Below are 18,934 nucleotides of genomic sequence, written 5' to 3'. Positions count from 1 at the left end.
CCCGGCGACCAGAATCACGGATTCGGCGATGCTTGTCGCGTGATCGGCTACGCGCTCAGGAGGTCCCGGCCGGGGGTTTTCGTGGGAGCCGGAACGAGAACGTGGATCCCTTGCCGAGCTCACTGTCGACCGCGATGTCGCCGCCCATCCGCTGCACCAGGTGCCGAACGATCGAGAGGCCGAGCCCGGTGCCGCCCATCTCGCGGGATCGGGCCTTGTCGACACGGTAGAAGCGTTCGAAGATCCGGGCGAGATCCTGCTCGGGAATGCCGAGGCCGGTATCGGAGACCCGAGCCTCCACCCAGGCTTCCGACGGCTCTACCCGGACCTCTACCCGCCCGCCGGGCTCGGTGTACTTGATGGCGTTGTCGATGAGGTTCGTGAGGACCTGCTCGACGCTCTGGCGCTCGGCCCACGCCTTCGCGGGGGCGCCTTCAACCAGCCGGAGCGTGACCTCGGCTGCGTCCGGGCGCCGCTTGGCGTCGTTCACGAGAGCCTGGGCCACCGAGGCGATGTCGACCTCGACGAATTCGAGGTTCGCGGCGTCGCTTTCGGCGCGAGACAGAATGAGGAGATCGTCCACCAGCTTGCCGAGCCGCAGTGCGTGGCGCTCGATGATACCGAGATAGGAGTGTTTGTCCTCCTCCGAGAGCTGCGGGGCACGAAGGAGCGTCTCGGTGAACCCCTGGACCGCCGCGAGCGGAGTCCGAAGCTCGTGCGACGCGTTCGCCACAAAGTCTTGTCGTATCTGTTCGAGACGACGGAGTTCCGTCATGTCGTGGAACACGGCGACTGTTCCCACGCGCGGAACGTCACCCGAAGGGAACCGCACGGCCTGAACGCGCAACTCGCGTGTGATGGGTCCGCCGACCTGGATGTCGCAGGACACCGGATCGTCGGTGGCGCTCGCGTCGACGAGGAGCTGCTCGAAGTCTGCGTTACGAACGATTTCGAGTGGCGGTCGCCCACGCAGAGGCCCTCGCGCGTCGAAGATCTGACGGAGTCGGTCGTTTGCGAGGAGAAGCTCGCCGCCGGCATCGACGACGAGAACGCCCTCCACCATCGCGTTTAAGACGGCGTCGAGCCGTTCCTTCTCTCCCGTCGTCTCGTCGAGCTGTGTTCGGAGTTGCTCGGCCATCCGATTGATGGCGTCGGAAATGTCACCGAGTTCGTCGCTCACGCGGAGAGGGAGACGGGTTTCCAGGTCCCCGCCGGCGATGGATGCGGCCACGCGGCGCATCTCCGTGAGGGGACGGAGCGTCAACCACGACAGGACGAACGAGAGGGCAAACGCGGCGATCAAACCGACGGCCGTCGCCGTGATCAACTCGCGCCGCAGATCCCAGACTGCATCGTCTAGATTGGAGATGTCTACGGCCAGCCGGACGACGCCCTTCCCCTGCTGACGAGGCGCGGCGAGATAGAAGAGTTGCCGCCCGATGGTTCCGCTGCGGCGTGCGTCCTGCCCGATCTTCCCGCGTAGCGCCGCGCGAACCTCGGGCCGGTCGGCGTGATTGTCGACCATGGGAAGCCGGTCGAGAGCGACCTCGGAGTCGCCGACGACCAGGCCCTCGGGCGTGATGAACGTCACGCGGGCGTCGGCCGCGGCGGCGGCGCGGTCGGCGATGGCATCCAGTTCCGCGCTCCGCGCGGCTCCGAACGTGGTCGTCCCCGTCAGTTGCTCGACGAGGGCCAGGCGTTCGCTGAGGGAGCGCTCGATGCGCTTGGTCTCGCGTTCCCGCAGGCCCCGCTCGAGAAGAACGCCCGAGAGGAGGCTCACGAACAGGATGAGCGCGGTGAGCGCTGCGGTGAGTTTTAGTTGCAGAGTCGGCATCGGAGGGGTTCGCCGGGCTCACTCCGCGAAGCGGTACCCGACTCCACGGACCGTTTCGACCAGCTCTCCACCGGCGCCGAGCTTCTCGCGGAGCCGCTTCAGGTGCGTATCGATCGTGCGCGTCGTGACTACGACGTCCGAGCCCCACACCCGATCGAGCAGGTGTTCCCGCGTGAGGACTCGGCCCGGGTTGCGCATCAGAGTGTGCAGGAGATCGAATTCCTTCGCGGTGAGGATGATCTCCTCACCGCTGACGAAGCAGCGATGGCGTTTGGGGTCGAGCATCAGAGGGCCGGCTTCGACCGACCCCTGCGGTTCCGACGGTCCGCTCTTTCGACGCAGAACTGCGCGCACGCGTAGGACCAGCTCGCGGGGACTGAATGGCTTCGTCACGTAGTCGTCGGCGCCGACCTCGAAGCCGACGACGCGGTCGACCTCGTCGGCCTTCGCAGTCAGGATGATGATCGGGGTCTCGGACAGGTCCGGGTCGGCGCGGATTCTGCGGCAGAGGTCAGTGCCCGAGATGTCGGGCAGCATGAGGTCGAGAACGACGAGGTCGGGCTTCGCCCGGCGGAGCTCTGCGAGAGCCACCCGACCCGAGCTGGCGAGGTCCACTCGAAACCCCTCTTGAGCGAGGTTCACCCGAACGAGTTCGAGAAGATCAGGCTCGTCGTCGACTACGAGGATTCGCTCGGCCATCTGAGCGGAAGCTATACACGGGCGGCCGGGCGCGCAAAGGCCGAGAGCAGATCGGTCTCAGGAGCCGGCGCCGATCCGATACGCGACGAGCCGAGGCGGGTTCGCCAGGCCGACGGGCCAGAGGAGATCGTCGCCGACGACCGCGGGCCAGCCGTTGATCCCGCCGGGTGCTTCGATGGTGTGGACGACGTCGCCGGTTGCGCGGTCGAGTGCGTAGATGCGGCCCTGGAACGTCGCGGTGAACACGAGGTCGTTCACGACCGTCGTTCCGCCGAGGGGATCGCCGTCGACTTCCACGTCCCACAGAATGCGACCGTCATCGGCGCCGATCGCGATTATCTGCCCGGGCGCCGTTCCCAGCTCGGAGCCGATGTAGGAGGGACGATCCGGTTCGAGTCGGTTCGGCGCGTTCAGGGTCGCGACGTAGACGACCCCGTCGGCCGCGGAGGGCGGGGTGAGCACTCCACCGTAAGTTCCCGGCCAGACCTCGGTCGGCCCGTCGAGTTCGAGGAGATCGTCGTTCTCGTGCCGGCCGACCGGCGTCTCCCACAGCACCTCGCCGGTCTCGGGGTCGAGTCCGAGGACGAGACCCGCCTTGCCGGTTCCTACGACGCAGGTTGATGTCTCGTCGTCGATTTCGACGTCGACGAGGAGCGTGTGGATGAGGTCTCGGTCGAAGAGGTCGTGTGGCGTGACCTGGTGGTACCACTGCATCGCGCCGTTCGTCGCGCTGAGTGTGAGGATGGAGTTGGTGTAGAGGTTGGGGCCGGGGCGGCTCGAGCCGTTGGGGAAGTCCGGCGTGCCGGGGAACGGTGCGGGATTCGCAACGCCCCAGAACATCCGGCGCGAGTCGACGTCGATCGCGGGTGGGAACCACGAGCCGCCGCCGGAGTTCACGTCGGGCTCGCCCCAGATGTCGTCCGAGGCGATCGTGTCGAACTCCCACGCGATCGTGCCACTCTCGACGTCCCTCGCCTGCAGGATTCCGCGGTCGCCGCCGGCGTAGATGCCCTGGAGGCTGACCGGGACCGTACTCGCGTACACTTTTCGTGCGAAGACGGTCGGTTGAATGTCGACGCCGTCGGTATTCGTGCGGGTGAGCCTTCGGCGCCAGACCTCCGTCCCGTCGACGAGATTGAGTGCGAAAAGATCGTCCGTGCCTTCGACCCCGTACAAGAGCCCCCAGCCGACCGCGACGCCGTTGGGGCCGATCACGAAGCGGTTGAACTCGCGTTTCCAACGCACCGCGCCTGTTGTCCGAACGATCGCCGTTACGTTGCTGGAGAGATCCTGAATGTAGACGGAGTCGCCGAAGACGAGCGGCGTCGTCGACGCGTTACCGTACGCGCCGCTTCCCGGGAGGGGAACCTCCCATGCGATGCCGAGGCTCGCGACCGTCGACGAGTCGATGGTGGAGTTGGTCGTGGCGCGGGAGTTTCGGTAGTCGCGACCGGGCAGCGGCCAGTCGTCTGCGAACGTCGACACCTCCGGCGGGACCAGGTCGTCGGGTCGCCCAGGTACTTCGGTGGCGATGGGGGAGGGCGCCGGCGCCGGGGATACGGTGACCTCCGGCGGTTCGGTGGGCCCCCCCGAGTCGTCCTGGCCACTCGAGGAGCAGGCCCCGAGGGCGAGAATACCGACGACGGCGAGCCACCGGCCCGATCTTTCGCATGCGCTGAATGCTGCCACGACGCAGTCGTATGCCGGGCGGTTCCGCTCGGCAACGAGGTCCTGTAATGCCCGCCTTCGGTGGAGCGGATGAGAAGCATAGGGGGGACGAGAACATGTGGTTTCTCAATGGCTTACGAACCGTGAACCGAGCGCTCGTTCGAACCATGCTGGTCGTGATTCTCGGTGTAGTCGCCTCCTGCGGAGACGGCGCGGCCGCGCCCACGATCGTTCCGGATTTCGAGCTCGAGGCGCCCGCACCCCCGGTTGGGGATCTCACGGCGCGTCCCTATGTCTTCCACTCCCGCTTCCCGCCCTTTATGGGGTCGCCGGGCGGGGTCTTTACGCTCGATCGGTACGTGTCGTTCATCGACGTGGTCACCGCCGGCGTCGAGAAGAATGTCGGGTTCATCCCGCTGACCGGGGTCTACGTACCGAGAAAAGCGATGGCGGCATGGGCGGCCACTTCTGCGGCGGACTACAAACCCTGCCAGCCGAACGGAAAATCGGGCGCGTGCTCCTCGCGCGCTTTCTAGCGCGCGGCTGAGAAGCGTACTTCGAACAGCTTGGGCCAGAACTTGCCGGTGATGAAGTACGTATCACTCGAGGCACGGTACGCGATGCCGTTCAAGACGTCGGCCTCGGCTCGCTCCGTCGCCGTGAGAAGGCCTGACGCATCGATCGCAGCTGTGACGTTCCCGTTCTGTGGGTCGATCTCGTAGATCCAGTCCGACATCCACTTGTTCGCGTAGACCTTCCCACCGACGCACTCGAGTTCGTTCAGCTGTTTGAGAGGCTTGCCGGCTTGCGTGACGGTGACCTGGCCCTGTCGTGCGAACGTCGTCGGATCGCGGAAGTAGAGTGTGCTCGTTCCGTCGCTCATAACGAGGCGCGCGCCGTCGTGGCAAAGACCCCAGCCCTGCGTGGCGTACGAGTGCTGGCGCTCGAGCGCGAAGGTTGCGCGGTCGTAGACGCGTGCCACGCCCGACGTCCACGTGAGCTGGATCAACTGCCCTCCAACGGATGCGAGCCCTTCTGCGAAGAGGCCGGCGGGCAGATCGATGCTGCGCCTCGTGCCTCCGGTCACGAGGTCGACTTCGCGTAGGGTCGAGCGACCGCGGAGGCCGGTGCTCTCGTACATCGCTCCGTCTTCGAGGAGCAGGCCCTGCGTCCAGGCCGTGCGGTCGTGCGGGTAGGATCGCACGATCTCGAGCGTCTTCCGCGGGATGTCGCTCGGAGGCTCCGCGTTGCCGTCGCCGGCGCCGCAGGCGGTGGCGATCAAGATGCTGAGGGCGGCCAGGAGTCGGAACACCTGCGGGATTCTAGCAGGTCCCTCCGGGGCGGCTCGAAACCCGGGGATTCGCGCGGGCTGGGTGGCCGGATCCGCCCGATCGGCTGATTGGGGGTCGATCCGGCGCACTGCGACGGGGGGAGCGGATCTGGGAGCTCGTCCGTGGCCGAGCACCTCACGCCCCTCGTCGGACAGGGCGAGGCCGTGCCACCTTACCTCGGAGAGTCCGGCTTCCCGCAGATAGGTCTCGTAGGTCCCCTGCGTCCCGAAGAAGTTCCGTACGCGGTACGTTCCCGTGTCGTCGCCCCTCGTGGCGAGCACTTCGGTGCCGTCGCGACGCTCTCCGCCGTCCGAGAGCTCGATGACGCCCCCGGTCTTCTCGATCCCCATCTGCACGTCCAGCGCGATGCGGGGGTGGATCATCGTTGCGACGAGACGTCCGCCGGGCGCGAGGTTGCCTGTAACCTTGGGGCACATCGTGCGAAGGGCGTCCCGCGTTTCGGCTTCGTTCTCTTCTCGCTTCATCGCTGCGATTTTACCTGACGGGTGCTACCTCATCATACCCGTATGCTCTCCCCGATTCCCCGGTTGGCCCAAGCCTATGCCTTCCTCCTCATCCTCCTCATCCCGGTCGTCGCGGACGCGAGTTGGCCTCTGGGTGGATGGGGCGGGCGCACGTTCTCACGGGTCGAGATTCCGGGAGCGAGTTGTGGCAACGGCTCGCCCTACGCGGTGTTCTTCTCGCAGGCTCCGAATCCGGCCGAGCGGCGCGCGACCGTCTACTTCGAAGGCGGTGGTTCGACGAAATGCCTCGAGGATGCGAATCCGTGTCCTTCCGAGAGCGTCGATACCTCGATGCGGAACCTCGCCGGAATGGATACGCGCCTCGTCGTCGCGGCCGAGACGACCGCGACCGAGCGGCTCTTCATGGACCACGCGGACAACAACGCCTTCATCGGGCCGGGCCACTGGCTCGTCCTCCCGTACTGCACCCAAGACATGCACGTTGGGCGGCGCACCGACGTGCAGACGTACGACATGACGACCGTCTCCGAACACGATTCGAGTCATATACTCGTGTCGCAAGTGGAAGATCTTCTGAATGGCGGTAGCACCGTTGCAGAAGTCGAGACAGATTATCCCAGTCTGGAGGTTGCGGCAGTCAGTGGCTCGCAGGGTAGTTTTAAGGTCGATCAGCTGCTCGCCCACGTGACGCACACGGGCGACGACAACGTCGCGGCAGCGATGCAGTGGTTCGCGCAGGCCGCGACCACGATCGATCCCGCGTTCTTCGACACGGCCGAGGTCGTTGTGAGTGGGGGGTCGGCCGGGAGTTTCGGAGCCTGGTACCAATTCTGGCGGATCGCGGATTTCCTGGACGACAAGCCGCAGACGCGGCTCACCCTCGCGCCGATGGCGGGGAGTCCAATCGAGCGCTGGTACTCGGAGCAGGCCGGGGGCCTCGTCGAGACGCCGAGCCTCGTCGACGAGATCGATCAGCGCTGGGACTTCTACCAAGGGGTGCGTCCGTGCGAGGTCGCCGGCGGTGATCACGTTCCGGCGGCGGGAGACGCCTGTGACGACGTCCTCGATCTCCTCGACCACTACCGCGCGCAGCGCTACCCCGGTCGCGACATTCGCTACATGCCGATGGGGAACAAGGAAGATTTCGTCGCGATTCACGTGCTCTTCGGCACGGACCCCGAGATCGTCCTGGGCTTCTGCCAGACCGTGCACCGCTACTTACAGTACCTGGCGCGCGTGCCGGATACGCACCCCTACGCGCCTTGGCTCTTCTTCCAAGAGGGAGGGGTTGGTGCGCCGCAGCGTGAGCACACGCCGGACCGGGCAACGATGTTGATGGAGATTCAGCAACCGTTCGGCTCGGCGACGGCGAGTCCGTACTCGCAGCTCCGGTACATGAACGCGCTTGCGAGCAGGACTCTCACCGAGACGACGCCCCAGATCGAGCAAGTCCCGGTCGTCGTCCACGACATAGACGACCCGAACAGCGCGTTCACGCTCGGGGCGACGCACTTCACTTACCCCGGGTGCAACGTCGCACGACCTCTGACGGTGGAGTCGAAGAAATTCGAGATGCGCGACGATGTCACGCCGCCGATCCTCGCAAAGCGGCGCAGTCTCAGATTCACCGCGTCGACGAAGAAGTCGGACGAGGCGAATCGCGTGCGGCCGCCGATGCCGGGCAGTGACGGCGACCCCACGATTCACGGGGCGCGCCTGACGGTTGTCAACACGGCAGGCTCGGGCGAGATCGCGGTGTTCGATCTGCCGGCCGATCAGTGGTCCGCACTGGGCTCTCCCGCGAACCCGAAGGGGTTCCGCTGGAAGCCGACCGACTCGAACTCCCCGGTGTCCTCGGTGCAGGTTCGCGACGACGTCCTCAAGATCAAGGCTGGCGACGCCGGTTTCTCCTACACGCTAGATGAGGCCACGCAGGGTTCCGTCGGTCTGCGTCTGGAGTTGGGCACGCTGGGCTGGCTCTATTGCGCGGACGCGCCGGCGCGCACCTCCGGAGATCCCCCCAGTTCCGCAAAGTACGACAAGGCCGAGCGATTTACCGGCGAGAAGCGGGCGCCCCCGCCGGCCCTCTGTCCTTTGCTTCCGGCGTTTCCCTGAGGACCTGTTGGTGCACCGGGTTCCGGTTGTGCACCCGCACGAGATCGGGCCCTCTCGGCGACTCCTCGGTGATGCTGGGGATGTCGACCCAGGAGCCGGCCCGGGAGGACTAGAATGGTGACGTCGCCGACGAGAGCGCGGTCGGCGCACGGTGGCTCGGTCTACCGCGGGAGTTTGTTAGCTTCCCGGCGGGATCCGACTCGTACACGCTGACCTCGTCGGATCCGAAGATGGACTACTTCTTCGGAACCTTCTTGCCGAAGTATCCGGGTCTCCCGAACGATCAGACGTGGCCACCGCAGATCCTTCTCCCGGAGCTGCTCACAGGGGTCGCCGCTCCGCACGACGACGTGCAGCGCATCTCGCTCGGGAACGAACTTCCCATTCACGATGAGCCCTTCCCGGGTGGGTTTCCGACCGCCGCGGCCTACGTGAACTGGGCTTCGAGCATCTACGCGAGTGCTCCGACGGCGCTCACCGACAAGTTCTGGATTCAGACGGGAAAGCCCCTGCGGGTCTAGGCCTGCACCGCCGCGAACGTCGCGACACCTGGTGAGCCAGGCGCCGAACAAGAGCGTGAGATTGTGCGTCAGGACCGCGTTTTCGGTGAGCCAGTATCGCCGCCACGCCGCAAAGGTCACCGCGATCGTAAAGCCGAAGGACGCGGCCAGGAGGGAGTGTCGCTGCGGCGCATCCGCTGGTAGTCCGTCGTCTCGCCCTCGTCGGCTATCGTCGCGTTCGGAGCGGGGTGTTCACGGAGAGAGGAGACGGTCCTGCTCGGGGGCGCAGACACTGCCCGTGCGCGCTTCGGGCGGAAGCTCGAGGACGAAGAACGCGCCGTTTCCAAGGACCTCGGTCGCGTTCGGAAAGATCTCCTGCACCTCACCTTTCGTAAACGCGTCTGCCCAGACGTAGCGTACCTGGAAGTCCCGGCCGAGCTTTCGAAGAACGTCGCCGGGGTGCTCCTCTCGCGGGGAACTGTGCGAGCGACCGCGAACGAATGGCTGGCGGTGGTGGTAGACCGCTTCGATGCCGCCCGCGAGGGTGTTGGAGTACCCGAGCGTCGTGCCCGTCGGAAGGAGTGCCAGCCGTCGCGCGATGGGAAGCATGGCCTCGTACGCTTCGGAATGAGGCGCGTCGTTCAGGTAGTAGCGGGTCGGAGGGGACTCGAAGTATGCGGGGACCATCCACGCGAGGGCGATGGCGGCGCAAGCCCCGGCGAGCAACCGTTGCTTGGAGGCCCAGCCGGCGGCGAAGCCGATCCCGGCGACGACGTAGGTCAGCGGGAGAAGTGGGACCACGAATCGGTCTCGAAAGAAAAAGGGCAGGACGAGCCCGAGGTACAAGGCCAGTGGGACGAAGCGATACGCGAGTCCGCGTGCGTTGTGGCGGAAAAGAACAATGAGGCCTGCCGCGGCGAGAGCGAGCGCGCCCGGGCCGCCGTCGCGGAAGAGTCCGACGAGAGTCTCCCCGGTGCTCTCCGCGATGGTTCGAAGGGTCACTGCGCTCGCGCCGTCCCGTGGGGCGTCGAGCCACCGCCAGGTGATGACATTTCCCCAAATGCCTTCCTGTGCGAATCCGAGGTTCGTCCAGAGGACGTGAGGGCTGTAGCTGTAGAGAGGCGACCCGAAATTGACCAGGTTCCACGTGAAGTACGGCGCTGCAAGAAGCGCGGCGACGCCGAAGAAGATCGATGCATCGCGCAGCGAGACGCGCCGCCACTCGAGCGCGCCAACCACGACGAAGGCGACCGGAATCGAGGCGAGCGCGGAGTGGATCTGCGGCCCGAGGGCGGCGAGGGCCCCGGCCAGGGCGAAGTCCGCTTTTCGTGTGTTTGGAATTCGCCCGATGAGGATCGTCGCGAGGAGGAGGAACAGGCCGGACCAGATGTAGGGGCTGCCGTTCGCCGAGAAGTCGACCAGGCTCGGGGACGCGCAGACGAACGCCAAGGCTACCATCGCACCGTGGTCAACCGTAGTCCGCGTGCGGAGCGCCAGAAGAAGCAGGAGCGCGGCACCCCCAATCGCCGACAGGAGCTTCAGAAGGGGGAACGTGTCGTCGGTCCCGATGGCGCGACCGACGGCGCCGGCGGCGAGTGGGAAGAGGGGCGGATGCATACTGGCGACCGATTGGGTTTCGCAGTAGTCGACCTGGTCGCTGAACTCGTACTTCATCGGATACCGGAGCTCGCCGGTCTGAACGAAGTTGCGTGTGGTGAGTGCGAACAGACTCACGTCGCCTTGTAGGCGTTCGTTCCATTCAAAGCTCGATACGCGTAGGGCGGTCGCCAAGAGGAGAAGGCCGACGACCCACGGCGCTGGGCGGGTTCTGCTTCCCACGAGAAGACCGTGTTCAGGGCACGCTGTCGGACGCACCATCAAGCGCGGCCGTGGGAATGAAGGGCACCACCCACGCCGGGTAGTGCGTGTAGAGAACGGTATTGAAGTCGACGAACACCACGAACGTGAGAAGGCAGCTCGTATAGACGCCGATCGCGCGCGTTGCGGCCAGCGCATAGACCCCTGCGAGTAGGGCCAGCATGGGGAGGCGCGCGAGGGGGCCGCTCAGTCCGAGTGCGGCGTCGACGGAGTATGCGCTGAAGTGAGTTCGCGCGTTTCGGGTTGCCGAGAAGAGAACGCTGCCGAAGAAGCCCGGCGCGTTCCAGAGGAGGAACGGAAGTGAGGTCGCGATGGGGATCAAGGCGATGAGGAGCCCCGCCCGAACGACGCCGCGAACGTCTTTCTTGGGCGAGAGCTGCCACGCCCAGATCAAGTAGAGCGGCGCGACGAAGATCCCGATCTGCTTCAGCGAGAGCGAAAGGCCGTAAAGGAGGAACGCCGCGGTTGGCCGCTCGCGCAGTAGGAGGAGAGAGAGGAGCAGGAAAAATATCGGCAGGAAGTCGAGATGTCCGATCAGGACGATGAAGAGGCTCCAGCGTCCGAGCCCCCAGAGCCCTGCGGCGAAAACGCCGAGAAGCCACGCGCCGCGTCTCCGGCAGGTCTCGAAGAGCAGGAGCGTGATGCCGACGTCGAACAGGCCGAAGATCACGCGCCAGAACGCGAGCCAGTCGCCATACGCGCGCAGGCCCGCCCACTGCGTCAGTGCCGAGAGCTCGTAGAAGAGCGGGAAGTACGTCGCGTATTTGTCGTTCTGCCGGAAATCCCCTTCGAGAACGCGCGCATACGGGTTCTCTCCCGCGACGATCCGCTGGCCTTCGACGAAGCTGAAGTAGATGTCTTGCTGCTGGTCGCCCTCGCCGAAGTACCGGATGTTGGCCACCACGACCGCCGCGAGGATGACGAGGATCGCCGTGTAGGCGGCGGTTTGACGAAGTTCTTCGCGGGTGAGGGAAAACATCGCGTGGAGACGTTGTTCTCAGAGCCTCGCTCGGGATTCAACCTCACGGTCGTACGGGCGGCCGAGCGGGACGCGGTGGCGGCGTTTTTGAAGCGCGATCGTCTTGTTCCTTATGGCGATGCACTACGCGGTGGAGGTCCCCGCCGGTGAGGCCGGAGAAGCGTTCCGGCGGTGGATCGGTGGTTTGTACGAGTCGGGCTGGTCGACGAATCCGCATTGGAGCGCGAAGACGTCGCTCGCCGCGGAGCACCCCATCGCGCGAGGGGTGGCGCCGTTCGAGGCGTTCGACGAGTGATACTTCAACTTGCGGTTCCGCGAGGACGCGGTCGGCGTGGTGCCGATTCTGACCGCTGTTCTCGCGGACGAGCCGCGCGGCGATGGCGGTCGAGGTGTCGGATTCACCGGGGGGCACTTCCACTGGAACTGGGGGAATGACGATTTTCGGACCCTAGTCTTGAACGCGATCGTCTGGACCGCTGGGGCGGAGGTGCCTGCGGACGGCGTGCCGTCGCGGGCGCCGGGCGCGACAGAACTCCTGGCGCTCGAGCCGGGGTCGATGACGAAGCGGCTCGATCGCTGGTTCGGGTTCGATCGCGAGGAGGTGATCGGGCAGTTCGATCTTGCGGACGCTGCGGGGTGAGTGCGGCGTCAGGCTCGCGTCTCAGTAGCGCAGCCACGTCCCTTGGAGCGGCGCTTCGCCGATGCCCGGAACGTTGTAGTCGCAGACGCCGTCCGGGAAGACGGCCTCCAGGCGCGCACGCTGGGCGTCGGTGAACTCGACCGCGTAAATGCCGGCGGTGGTGGCGTCGGACACCGACATGCGGCTGCACTTCAAGACGTGCTCGGAGACGGGCCCGCCTGAGACCATTCGAGGCCCGGCACTGATCGGATACGGATCGGTGCACGGGCCCGGGTTCTCGTAGATATCGAGACCGGAGAAGTGGTCGCCGTCCGCCGTGATGCAGTTGTCGATCGCGGCTTCGGGGCGGGTGCTCTCGAGGTGCGTGACGAAATCGGTTCGGTCGGTACCTTGCATCGCGGTGAGCCAGTCGTCGAGGACGCCGACGGGACTGACGCCGGCATTGGCACCTCCGGCGAAGCTGTCGATCAGCGCCGCGCCTGCGGGGTCCGTCGTCCAGATCATGAAGCCGGGGGCGTTGGATCCGTCGTCCAGTCGCAGTCGTTCGCGGAGGCCGAAGGCGCGCACGCGATCGTGGATGTCGGCTTGATCGTCGGTCCAGATGTCGGTCGTGATAATCGGGATCTCGCGCAGGTTGCTCTGCCCCGTCACGACGCGGCCGGTTTCGTACGCGAGGCGAACCGTCTCTTCGGTGGCAGCGGTGCGGATCTCATGAATGAAGCCGTCCTCGTCGTAACCGCCGATGGTCTCGTTCAAGTCGAGGAACTGATCGACGGAGATCATGCCGTCGTTCAGTGCGGCCAGTCCGTACTGCACTCCGATATTGTCCCAGGCACGGCGAGCGAGGCCGGTCTCGGGATCGACGCCGACCACGTTGATGTTGGTGTCTTGCACGGTGCAGCGCAGGCCGTCCGGGTTCTCGATCGGGTCGTAGAGCAGGCCCGGATCGATCGGGGGCAGCGCGGGAATCCCCGGGAGCGCGCCGGCGACTCCGATGGCACACCCTTCGGTCGCGCGGATGCCGGGTGTGAACGTGAGGTCCCAGAAGCCGCAGGTCCCGGCGGTCAGGTGGCCGTTCACAGCAGTTTGCTGTTCTACGGTCCAGTCGGCGCCGGCGGCCTCGTAGAAGTTGAGGAGAAGGCTGCAGTCGAGCACGCCCAGCGCCGTCGTCAGGACGTCGGCGAACGGAACGGTGGGGGAGAGCGCGTCGAGAAGCCCCGGATAGTTCTGGCCGATCAAGTACTGCTGGATCGCGCCGCCGGACCCGCCGTGGCCGATCGTGAGCTCGGGGACGCCGTAGCGTTCGGTGAAGCGCTCCTTCACCATCAGAACGGTCTCAGCAGACAGGACGTCGTTACACATGACCTGCATCGTGTTGAACGTCGCGGTGGCGAACGCGTAGCCGCTCGCGAGAGCGCTTGGGCTCGGGGCCCCCTGTAAGCGGAAGCCCTGGGTGTACGTCGTGCCGCAGCCGCCGCCGAATTGGTACACGAGTCGCCCGTTCCAATGTGATGCGTCCCAATCGGATTCGCCTGGCGACGGGTCGAGGACGGTGATCCAGTAGATCGCTCGGTTGATCGTCCCGACTTCTTCGCGCACGACGAAGGGCAGGTCTGTGCCGTCGACGAGCATGACGTCCGACGGAAGCGAACTCGGGTCGTTGAGCACATGCGACTCCCCGTCTGCGTCGTAGTAGCGATACCGAATTTGCGTGGGGGCGGAGCAGTTCGCGTCGACCGCCGGGCCCAGCCCGTGGGCATCGGTGGAGCAGACTGGGAGGGGTAGGTGATGCCCCGAAAAGATCGGCCCCGTGACCGGATAGTTCGTCACCGAAAGTTGCTGGTGCGTTTCGCCGACGCTCAATTGCAAGACATTGTTTCCCTCGGGGAGGCCCTCGACCAGCACGCCCTGGCTACCATCTCGCAGAGAGCGGAAGGAAGGTTCCACCGTCGTTCCGTTTGCCTGCACCTCGACTTCGGAGGTATCCGCCCCTTCGGGGAGGTCGAAGGCGAGGAGGACGTCGCCGCCGCTGATCATGTCTGCCCGTTGTGTGACGACGGCCAGATTCAGACCCTGGGGCGCCGTCGGAGGTGCGGGGGGTGCGGTGCTCGTGCCGGAGCCGGACGTCGAATCGTCGCCACAGCCGGAGGCGGCCACGAGGGCGAGGGATAGGGCGGTGAGTGGGAGCAGTCGTTTCATTTGGTTTCTCCGAGAGGTTCGGGATGGGAGCTTCGGGTTCGTACCACGAGCCGACGGCGGTCGTTGCTGGGGCGGTCGGTCGAAGCTACCGTGCTCTCAGAGAATCTCCCATTGTGGGTTGAACGGATCGACCCTCTTTCGGCGCGGGGCCGTCCGCGAGGTTTTGCGTGGTGCTTCGGCATACGCGCCGCTCGAGAGACCGAATGCGCGCGGTTCGGCCCGTTGGGTTGTTAAGAGATTGCTGCGAGAGGGCAGGCGAAGTAGGCGTGAGAACACCATTGAAGCCGTGGCCGGCGGATGATCGCTGCGCTCTGCTAGGAGGAAGCCCATTGTCATCGTATCGCTTTGTCATCATCTGTTTGGCCCTGATTATCGCGGCTCCCGGAGTCGCTCGCGGTGCATCCGCCACATGCGATGAGGCGTTCTCCTGCATCGCTTCTGACTGTGGCGAGGAGGATATTCTGACGGGTATCAAGCTCGGGGCCGTCGAAGGGATCGGGGCGCTGCTGTGCTTCGTCGAAGACGCGAAGTGTCCTTGTTTCCAGCAGATTACGAGCAAAAACGGGGGCCCGACTGCTGACGAGTGGGAGCTGGAGGTGGATGATATCCTGAATGCGTGTGAGGGCTCGCCGAGTGGCGGGCGCTCGCTGAGCGGGATTGCCTTCGAGGCGGCGAGCACGGTGTGTACGCCGACGTTCGCAGACGACGTCCTACCGGTCCTCGATGCGGCGTGCGGCGACTGTCACCTTCGGGGCAACTCGGGCGACTTTGTATTCTCCAACGGAATCAGCGACTTGGTGAATGCGCCGTCGGGCCAGAGCAATCTGGACTACATCACGCCCGGTGACCCTTCTGGGAGCTACCTTTTGCTTAAGATCCAGGGAACGCAGGGTGATGCCGGTGGTGGCGGCAGCCGCATGCCCCTCGGTGGCATGCTTGCGGCGCGGGACGTCAGTCTGATCAAGGCGTGGATTGAGGGCGGCGCGCTGCCCTGAAGTTTCGGGCTGCGACGTGACGGCGCGTTCGCCGTAGTGGGTGGTGCGCTATCCGTCTCGGGTGTCGCTTTGCGGTGAGAGTCGTTCGTTCGAGTCGTCAGTCGGTCGTTTTCACGTAGTGCGAGAGGTTTGCGCCTACGAGTAGGGCCGCTCAAGTTGTAGAACCGTTGCGCGAGAATCCAGTACAGGGGATCAGCCACCAGACTGCGCGTCCGAAGTCGACGAGCACGACGGCGATGAGTCCGACCACGACTGGAACGCGGATGCGCTCCCCGTAGCTCGGTGCGCTCGCGCCCCAGTACACAAAGCCTCACACGTAGACCGCGAGGCCCGCGATCACGATTCCTTTGAGCGTCGAGCTCATGTGGGGCTCTCCTTTGCCTGCTCGGGCGGCGCGTACCAGATCGGCGACGTCCAGGCGCGCTCCTGGATCGTGCGCGGAAGTTCCTCCGAAGTGCAGCCGTCGGGGCGTCCCCCTGCCGGCAGGGAGTTGCACAGTCGGGTCGACCACCGGCAGCTCGGATTCTCGACGACGCGCGCGTAATAGACCGCGTCGACCTCCGGGTCGAAATTCGGATCCGTCCACGCGCCGCACAACGACCGCGCTCCGGGCCCCGTCGGCGTGCATGTCTCGAGATCGACCCCCGCCCCGTTGTTCGCATCGCCGGCCACGTCGTGGACTTCCTGATGGAAGAGCCCGTCCGCGCCCACCCAGCCTTTGACGATCTGCAGGCGCTGAAGCAGCGTCCCGGGCTCCCCCACCACCCCCACATCGCCCATCGCCGCGACTACGAAGGTAGCAGGAACGTTCTTGGAGGGGCCCGAGGGCAGGCGGGCGCCCATGGGAACGCCGGCCGCGTACCCCGCCTTCGCGAGATCGGGGGCGTTGCAGATGTCGGGGTCGATGTCCCAACCGCCGAAGAAACGGGGCACGATGCGCGGCCCACTCGTCGAGAACGTCTCGCGACGTTTCAGTGCATCGAAGATCGAATCCCGCGTGTTCTCTTCGGCCCACACCCCGGCGAGCCCGCCTGGATTCCAGAACGAGTTCGCGCGGACCTTGTCGCCGATCGTGAGGAGAGCCTCTGGGGTGGCTCCGAACTTGTGCGGGACGCCATACTCGCTGACCGAGCCGGGCGTGGACATGTGGTTGTCCGTGCTCCCGATGAAGCCGAACTCGTACGGGTTCACCCCGATGCGGTCGCCCTCCCGGAGACCTTCGAGAACCGCGTACCGTACGAAGTCGGTCCTGGATTGGCAGCCCTTGGCTGCCTGGGCACCCCAGCCGGCACCTTCTTCGCAGTCCTCGAACTTCTGTGGACCGAAGTCGCGAATTTTTTCGAAGCCGCAGAGTTCGTCGGCTGCGCCGACAACCCCGTACATGCCGTTGCGGCACTCGCTCTCGCCCTTGATCTGCATCATCTCGACGATCGGCTCGAGCCGGGCTCGCAATGCGGCTTCCTTGCGCTGCTCTTCCAGAGGTAGGTCCGCGTACTCGATCTTGAACATCTGACCGTTGGAGAGGTTTGGGTTGTGCGGAATCGCGATCGCCTCGCAGCCGGTGTCGGTGTCGTTGCACTGGTCGACGAGTTGGTGGCGAAGGTCGATCTCGCGTGGGGTTTCGAGGGAGGAGATCGGCAACTCAGGAACGATCTCGTTCCGAAGGATGATGTTTCTATGAACCTTCGTAGAGTTCGGTGAGTGGCTGTACTCCCAGGCGTGAAAGGTCGTGAACGAGCAGTTGTCCGTGCGGTCGTACCAGCGTTCGGCTGCGTCTTGCGTCGTCTTCCAGACGGATGCGATTTCGTCCCGGCAAACGGAATCCCCGTCGCCGCAGACGTCCGAGCGTCGTCCTCCGAGGCCGATGAGTCCGCCGATCCGTGCCCGGAAGCCCTTCAAACCGAGAAGTGTCGCGAGCCAGGAATCCTCTTCTCCCCGATAGATCTGGCAGCCATCGCTGCCGTAGGTTGCCGCCCCTGGGGTCGTGCAGAGGGAAACCTCGGCCATCCATTCCGCGTGGTCCGTGACCGCGGCGAAATCCAGTGGGCGATCGATCTGCGCCGTTCGAGGCGCATCGGACGGGCTTCCTGAAAAGACGGGGATCGGTTCCCCGGTCGCGTATCGGTATGCGTCGTCGGGTGAAGTTCGGGTGCCGAGCGAGTTGGCATCCATGGAGATCGCCGTGTGGATGTGGAGATCCCCGAAAAGGGGCTGCCGCTCCGGGACGTGGGTCGAGCAGGGCGCTCGGTCGATGAGCCGAGTCGGTTTTGCCGGCTCCGGAGGCGGAGACCACGGCTCGGTGTTCACCTCGAAGCTGCAGCCAACGATGAGCCCCAGAAGGGCAGCCATGATCGGATTCCGGCTATGGGTCATCTCATCGCCCCCCGCGTCACTCGATTGTAGAAACGGCTGCTAGACATGGATTGCATTTCTATTCGGACGGTGAGCATCGCATACGTGCGCCTGAATTTCCGGGATCTGGGCCAGAGTAGGCGCTTTCCCCAGGGCCAATGGCGCCACTGAAATCGAGAGAGGTATCGTGATGCAAAGGCTGATCGCTGTGGTGACCGTGGTCGCCATGAGCTCGATGACGACGGATCTGCGCGCCGAGACCGCCGGCATCATCGGATGTGAGCCCGTAGGGGAGATGACACCGCATTGCGGCTTCAAGAACCCGGAGGACCTGGTCGCCCTCCCCGGTGGAAGGTTCCTGCTGCTTTCCGAGATGGGGTCGATGCTCGACGCGAGTGTGGAGGGGGAGCTTTCTGTCTTCGACATAGTTCAGGGGAAGCGGCTCCCGCTGGAAATCCGTTGGAACCCGAACGGGGAGAACTGGGCCGATCCGGAATGCGCGGTGCCTCAGATCCTCAACCCCCACGGAATCGACCTGTTGCGTCGCCCGGATGGGCGGCTCGCGCTGTTCGCGGTGAACCACGGGGGACGGGAAGCGGTAGAGGTCTTCGAATTGATCGAGAACCGCGGATCGTGGACGGCGGTTTGGCGGGGCTGCGCGCTCCCTCCGGGCGATCCACTGCTCAATGACGTGACGGCCCTTCCGGATGGGGGCTTCGCTACCACGCACATGTGGGACAAGGACAGTTTTACGCCGGTGCTGGGGTTCAAGCTCCTCCTCGGCCTCGACACCGGTTGGGTCTGGGAGTGGAGGCCGGATTCGGGGTTCACGCAGATCGCGGGGACGGAGGGCTCGATGCCAAACGGGATTGCCTCGTCGGCGGACGGACATCTCCTCTACATCGATTACTACACGGAGAACCGGGCGGTCCGATTCGATCGCACGACGGGTGAGGTCGTCGGTGAGTTCGAGATCTCACAGCCCGACAACGTGGTGATCGATGAGAACGGCCAGCTCTGGATCGCCGGGCATCACCAGTTCATTGGCAACCCCGATTGCGCCGGAATCGAGGGTGCTTGCCCGTGGAAGTACACTGTCGCACGCGTCGACCCGACAACCATGGAGGGCAAGGTCGTTCTGGAGCACGAAGGTCCGCCCATGGGCTTCGCGACGGTCGCGCTCCCCGTGGGCGATCGATTGTTCCTCGGTACGGCGGAGGGGGACCGAATCGTGTCGATGCCGCGCCCGGCGGATTGAC

General features: G+C 65.3%; 15 protein-coding genes. 7 read left to right on the top strand and 8 right to left on the bottom strand.

Annotated elements, in window-relative coordinates; all coding sequences use genetic code 11:
* Positions 1–55: 55 nt before the first annotated feature.
* Genes P8R42_05810 through P8R42_05800 form a run of 3 tightly spaced genes read right to left on the bottom strand, consistent with a single transcriptional unit; the run spans position 56 to position 4,222 of the window.
* Positions 56–1,834, bottom strand: a complete 1,779-nt coding sequence (locus P8R42_05810; protein MDG2304162.1) for an ATP-binding protein — start codon at positions 1,832–1,834, stop codon at positions 56–58.
* A gap of 18 nt (positions 1,835–1,852) precedes the next feature.
* Complete coding sequence (locus P8R42_05805; protein ID MDG2304161.1) at positions 1,853–2,533, bottom strand: response regulator; 681 nt, start codon at positions 2,531–2,533, stop codon at positions 1,853–1,855.
* A 57-nt stretch (positions 2,534–2,590) separates the two neighbouring features.
* Positions 2,591–4,222 (bottom strand): PQQ-binding-like beta-propeller repeat protein, encoded by a 1,632-nt coding sequence (locus tag P8R42_05800; protein MDG2304160.1) that lies wholly within the window; start codon positions 4,220–4,222, stop codon positions 2,591–2,593.
* A 122-nt stretch (positions 4,223–4,344) separates the two neighbouring features.
* Between P8R42_05800 and P8R42_05795 the strand changes: the two genes are divergently transcribed.
* On the top strand, positions 4,345–4,737 hold the full coding sequence (locus P8R42_05795; GenBank protein MDG2304159.1) for a hypothetical protein: 393 nt from the start codon (positions 4,345–4,347) through the stop codon (positions 4,735–4,737).
* On the opposite strand, the gene P8R42_05790 is transcribed toward P8R42_05795, so the two are convergent.
* Positions 4,734–6,017: a glutaminyl-peptide cyclotransferase gene (locus tag P8R42_05790; protein MDG2304158.1), complete on the bottom strand. Its 1,284-nt coding sequence runs from the start codon at positions 6,015–6,017 to the stop codon at positions 4,734–4,736. The genes P8R42_05795 and P8R42_05790 overlap by 4 nt on opposite strands.
* 42 nt (positions 6,018–6,059) lie before the next feature.
* Between P8R42_05790 and P8R42_05785 the strand changes: the two genes are divergently transcribed.
* Together P8R42_05785 and P8R42_05780 are read left to right on the top strand one after the other, a co-directional pair.
* A complete protein-coding gene (locus P8R42_05785; GenBank protein MDG2304157.1) occupies positions 6,060–8,132 on the top strand; it encodes a hypothetical protein in 2,073 nt (690 codons plus the stop codon).
* A 230-nt stretch (positions 8,133–8,362) separates the two neighbouring features.
* The gene (locus P8R42_05780; GenBank protein ID MDG2304156.1) at positions 8,363–8,653 is read left to right on the top strand and encodes a hypothetical protein; all 291 of its coding nucleotides are present in this window, start codon (positions 8,363–8,365) and stop codon (positions 8,651–8,653) included.
* A gap of 231 nt (positions 8,654–8,884) precedes the next feature.
* On the opposite strand, the gene P8R42_05775 is transcribed toward P8R42_05780, so the two are convergent.
* Together P8R42_05775 and P8R42_05770 are read right to left on the bottom strand one after the other, a co-directional pair.
* Entirely contained in the window at positions 8,885–10,471 is a 1,587-nt protein-coding gene (locus tag P8R42_05775) for a hypothetical protein (protein MDG2304155.1), read from the bottom strand.
* A 13-nt stretch (positions 10,472–10,484) separates the two neighbouring features.
* Entirely contained in the window at positions 10,485–11,489 is a 1,005-nt protein-coding gene (locus P8R42_05770) for a hypothetical protein (protein MDG2304154.1), read from the bottom strand.
* Positions 11,490–11,607: 118 nt separating this feature from the next.
* Here P8R42_05770 and P8R42_05765 point away from each other — a divergent pair, with 118 nt between their 5' ends.
* Entirely contained in the window at positions 11,608–11,784 is a 177-nt protein-coding gene (locus tag P8R42_05765; protein MDG2304153.1) for a hypothetical protein, read from the top strand.
* A gap of 9 nt (positions 11,785–11,793) precedes the next feature.
* Positions 11,794–12,129 (top strand): hypothetical protein, encoded by a 336-nt coding sequence (locus P8R42_05760; GenBank protein ID MDG2304152.1) that lies wholly within the window; start codon positions 11,794–11,796, stop codon positions 12,127–12,129.
* Between the two features lie 21 nt (positions 12,130–12,150).
* Here the strand turns inward: P8R42_05760 and P8R42_05755 are convergent, their stop codons facing one another.
* Positions 12,151–14,328, bottom strand: coding sequence for a DUF6351 family protein (locus P8R42_05755; protein MDG2304151.1), 2,178 nt, complete (start codon positions 14,326–14,328; stop codon positions 12,151–12,153).
* Positions 14,329–14,657: 329 nt separating this feature from the next.
* On the opposite strand from P8R42_05755, the gene P8R42_05750 reads away from it, so the two are divergent.
* Positions 14,658–15,323, top strand: coding sequence for a hypothetical protein (locus tag P8R42_05750; protein ID MDG2304150.1), 666 nt, complete (start codon positions 14,658–14,660; stop codon positions 15,321–15,323).
* A 360-nt stretch (positions 15,324–15,683) separates the two neighbouring features.
* Here P8R42_05750 and P8R42_05745 read toward each other — a convergent pair whose 3' ends face one another.
* A complete protein-coding gene (locus P8R42_05745) occupies positions 15,684–17,672 on the bottom strand; it encodes a DUF3604 domain-containing protein (GenBank protein ID MDG2304149.1) in 1,989 nt (662 codons plus the stop codon).
* 193 nt (positions 17,673–17,865) lie between these two features.
* Here P8R42_05745 and P8R42_05740 point away from each other — a divergent pair, with 193 nt between their 5' ends.
* Complete coding sequence (locus tag P8R42_05740; protein ID MDG2304148.1) at positions 17,866–18,933, top strand: SMP-30/gluconolactonase/LRE family protein; 1,068 nt, start codon at positions 17,866–17,868, stop codon at positions 18,931–18,933.
* Position 18,934 lies beyond the last annotated feature (1 nt).

This window comes from Candidatus Binatia bacterium (assembly GCA_029243485.1).
Taxonomy (GTDB): domain Bacteria; phylum Desulfobacterota; class Binatia; order UBA12015; family UBA12015; genus VGTG01.
The sequence above is the reverse complement of the archived record's forward strand: the minus strand, read 5'-3'. Positions and strand labels throughout refer to the sequence as shown.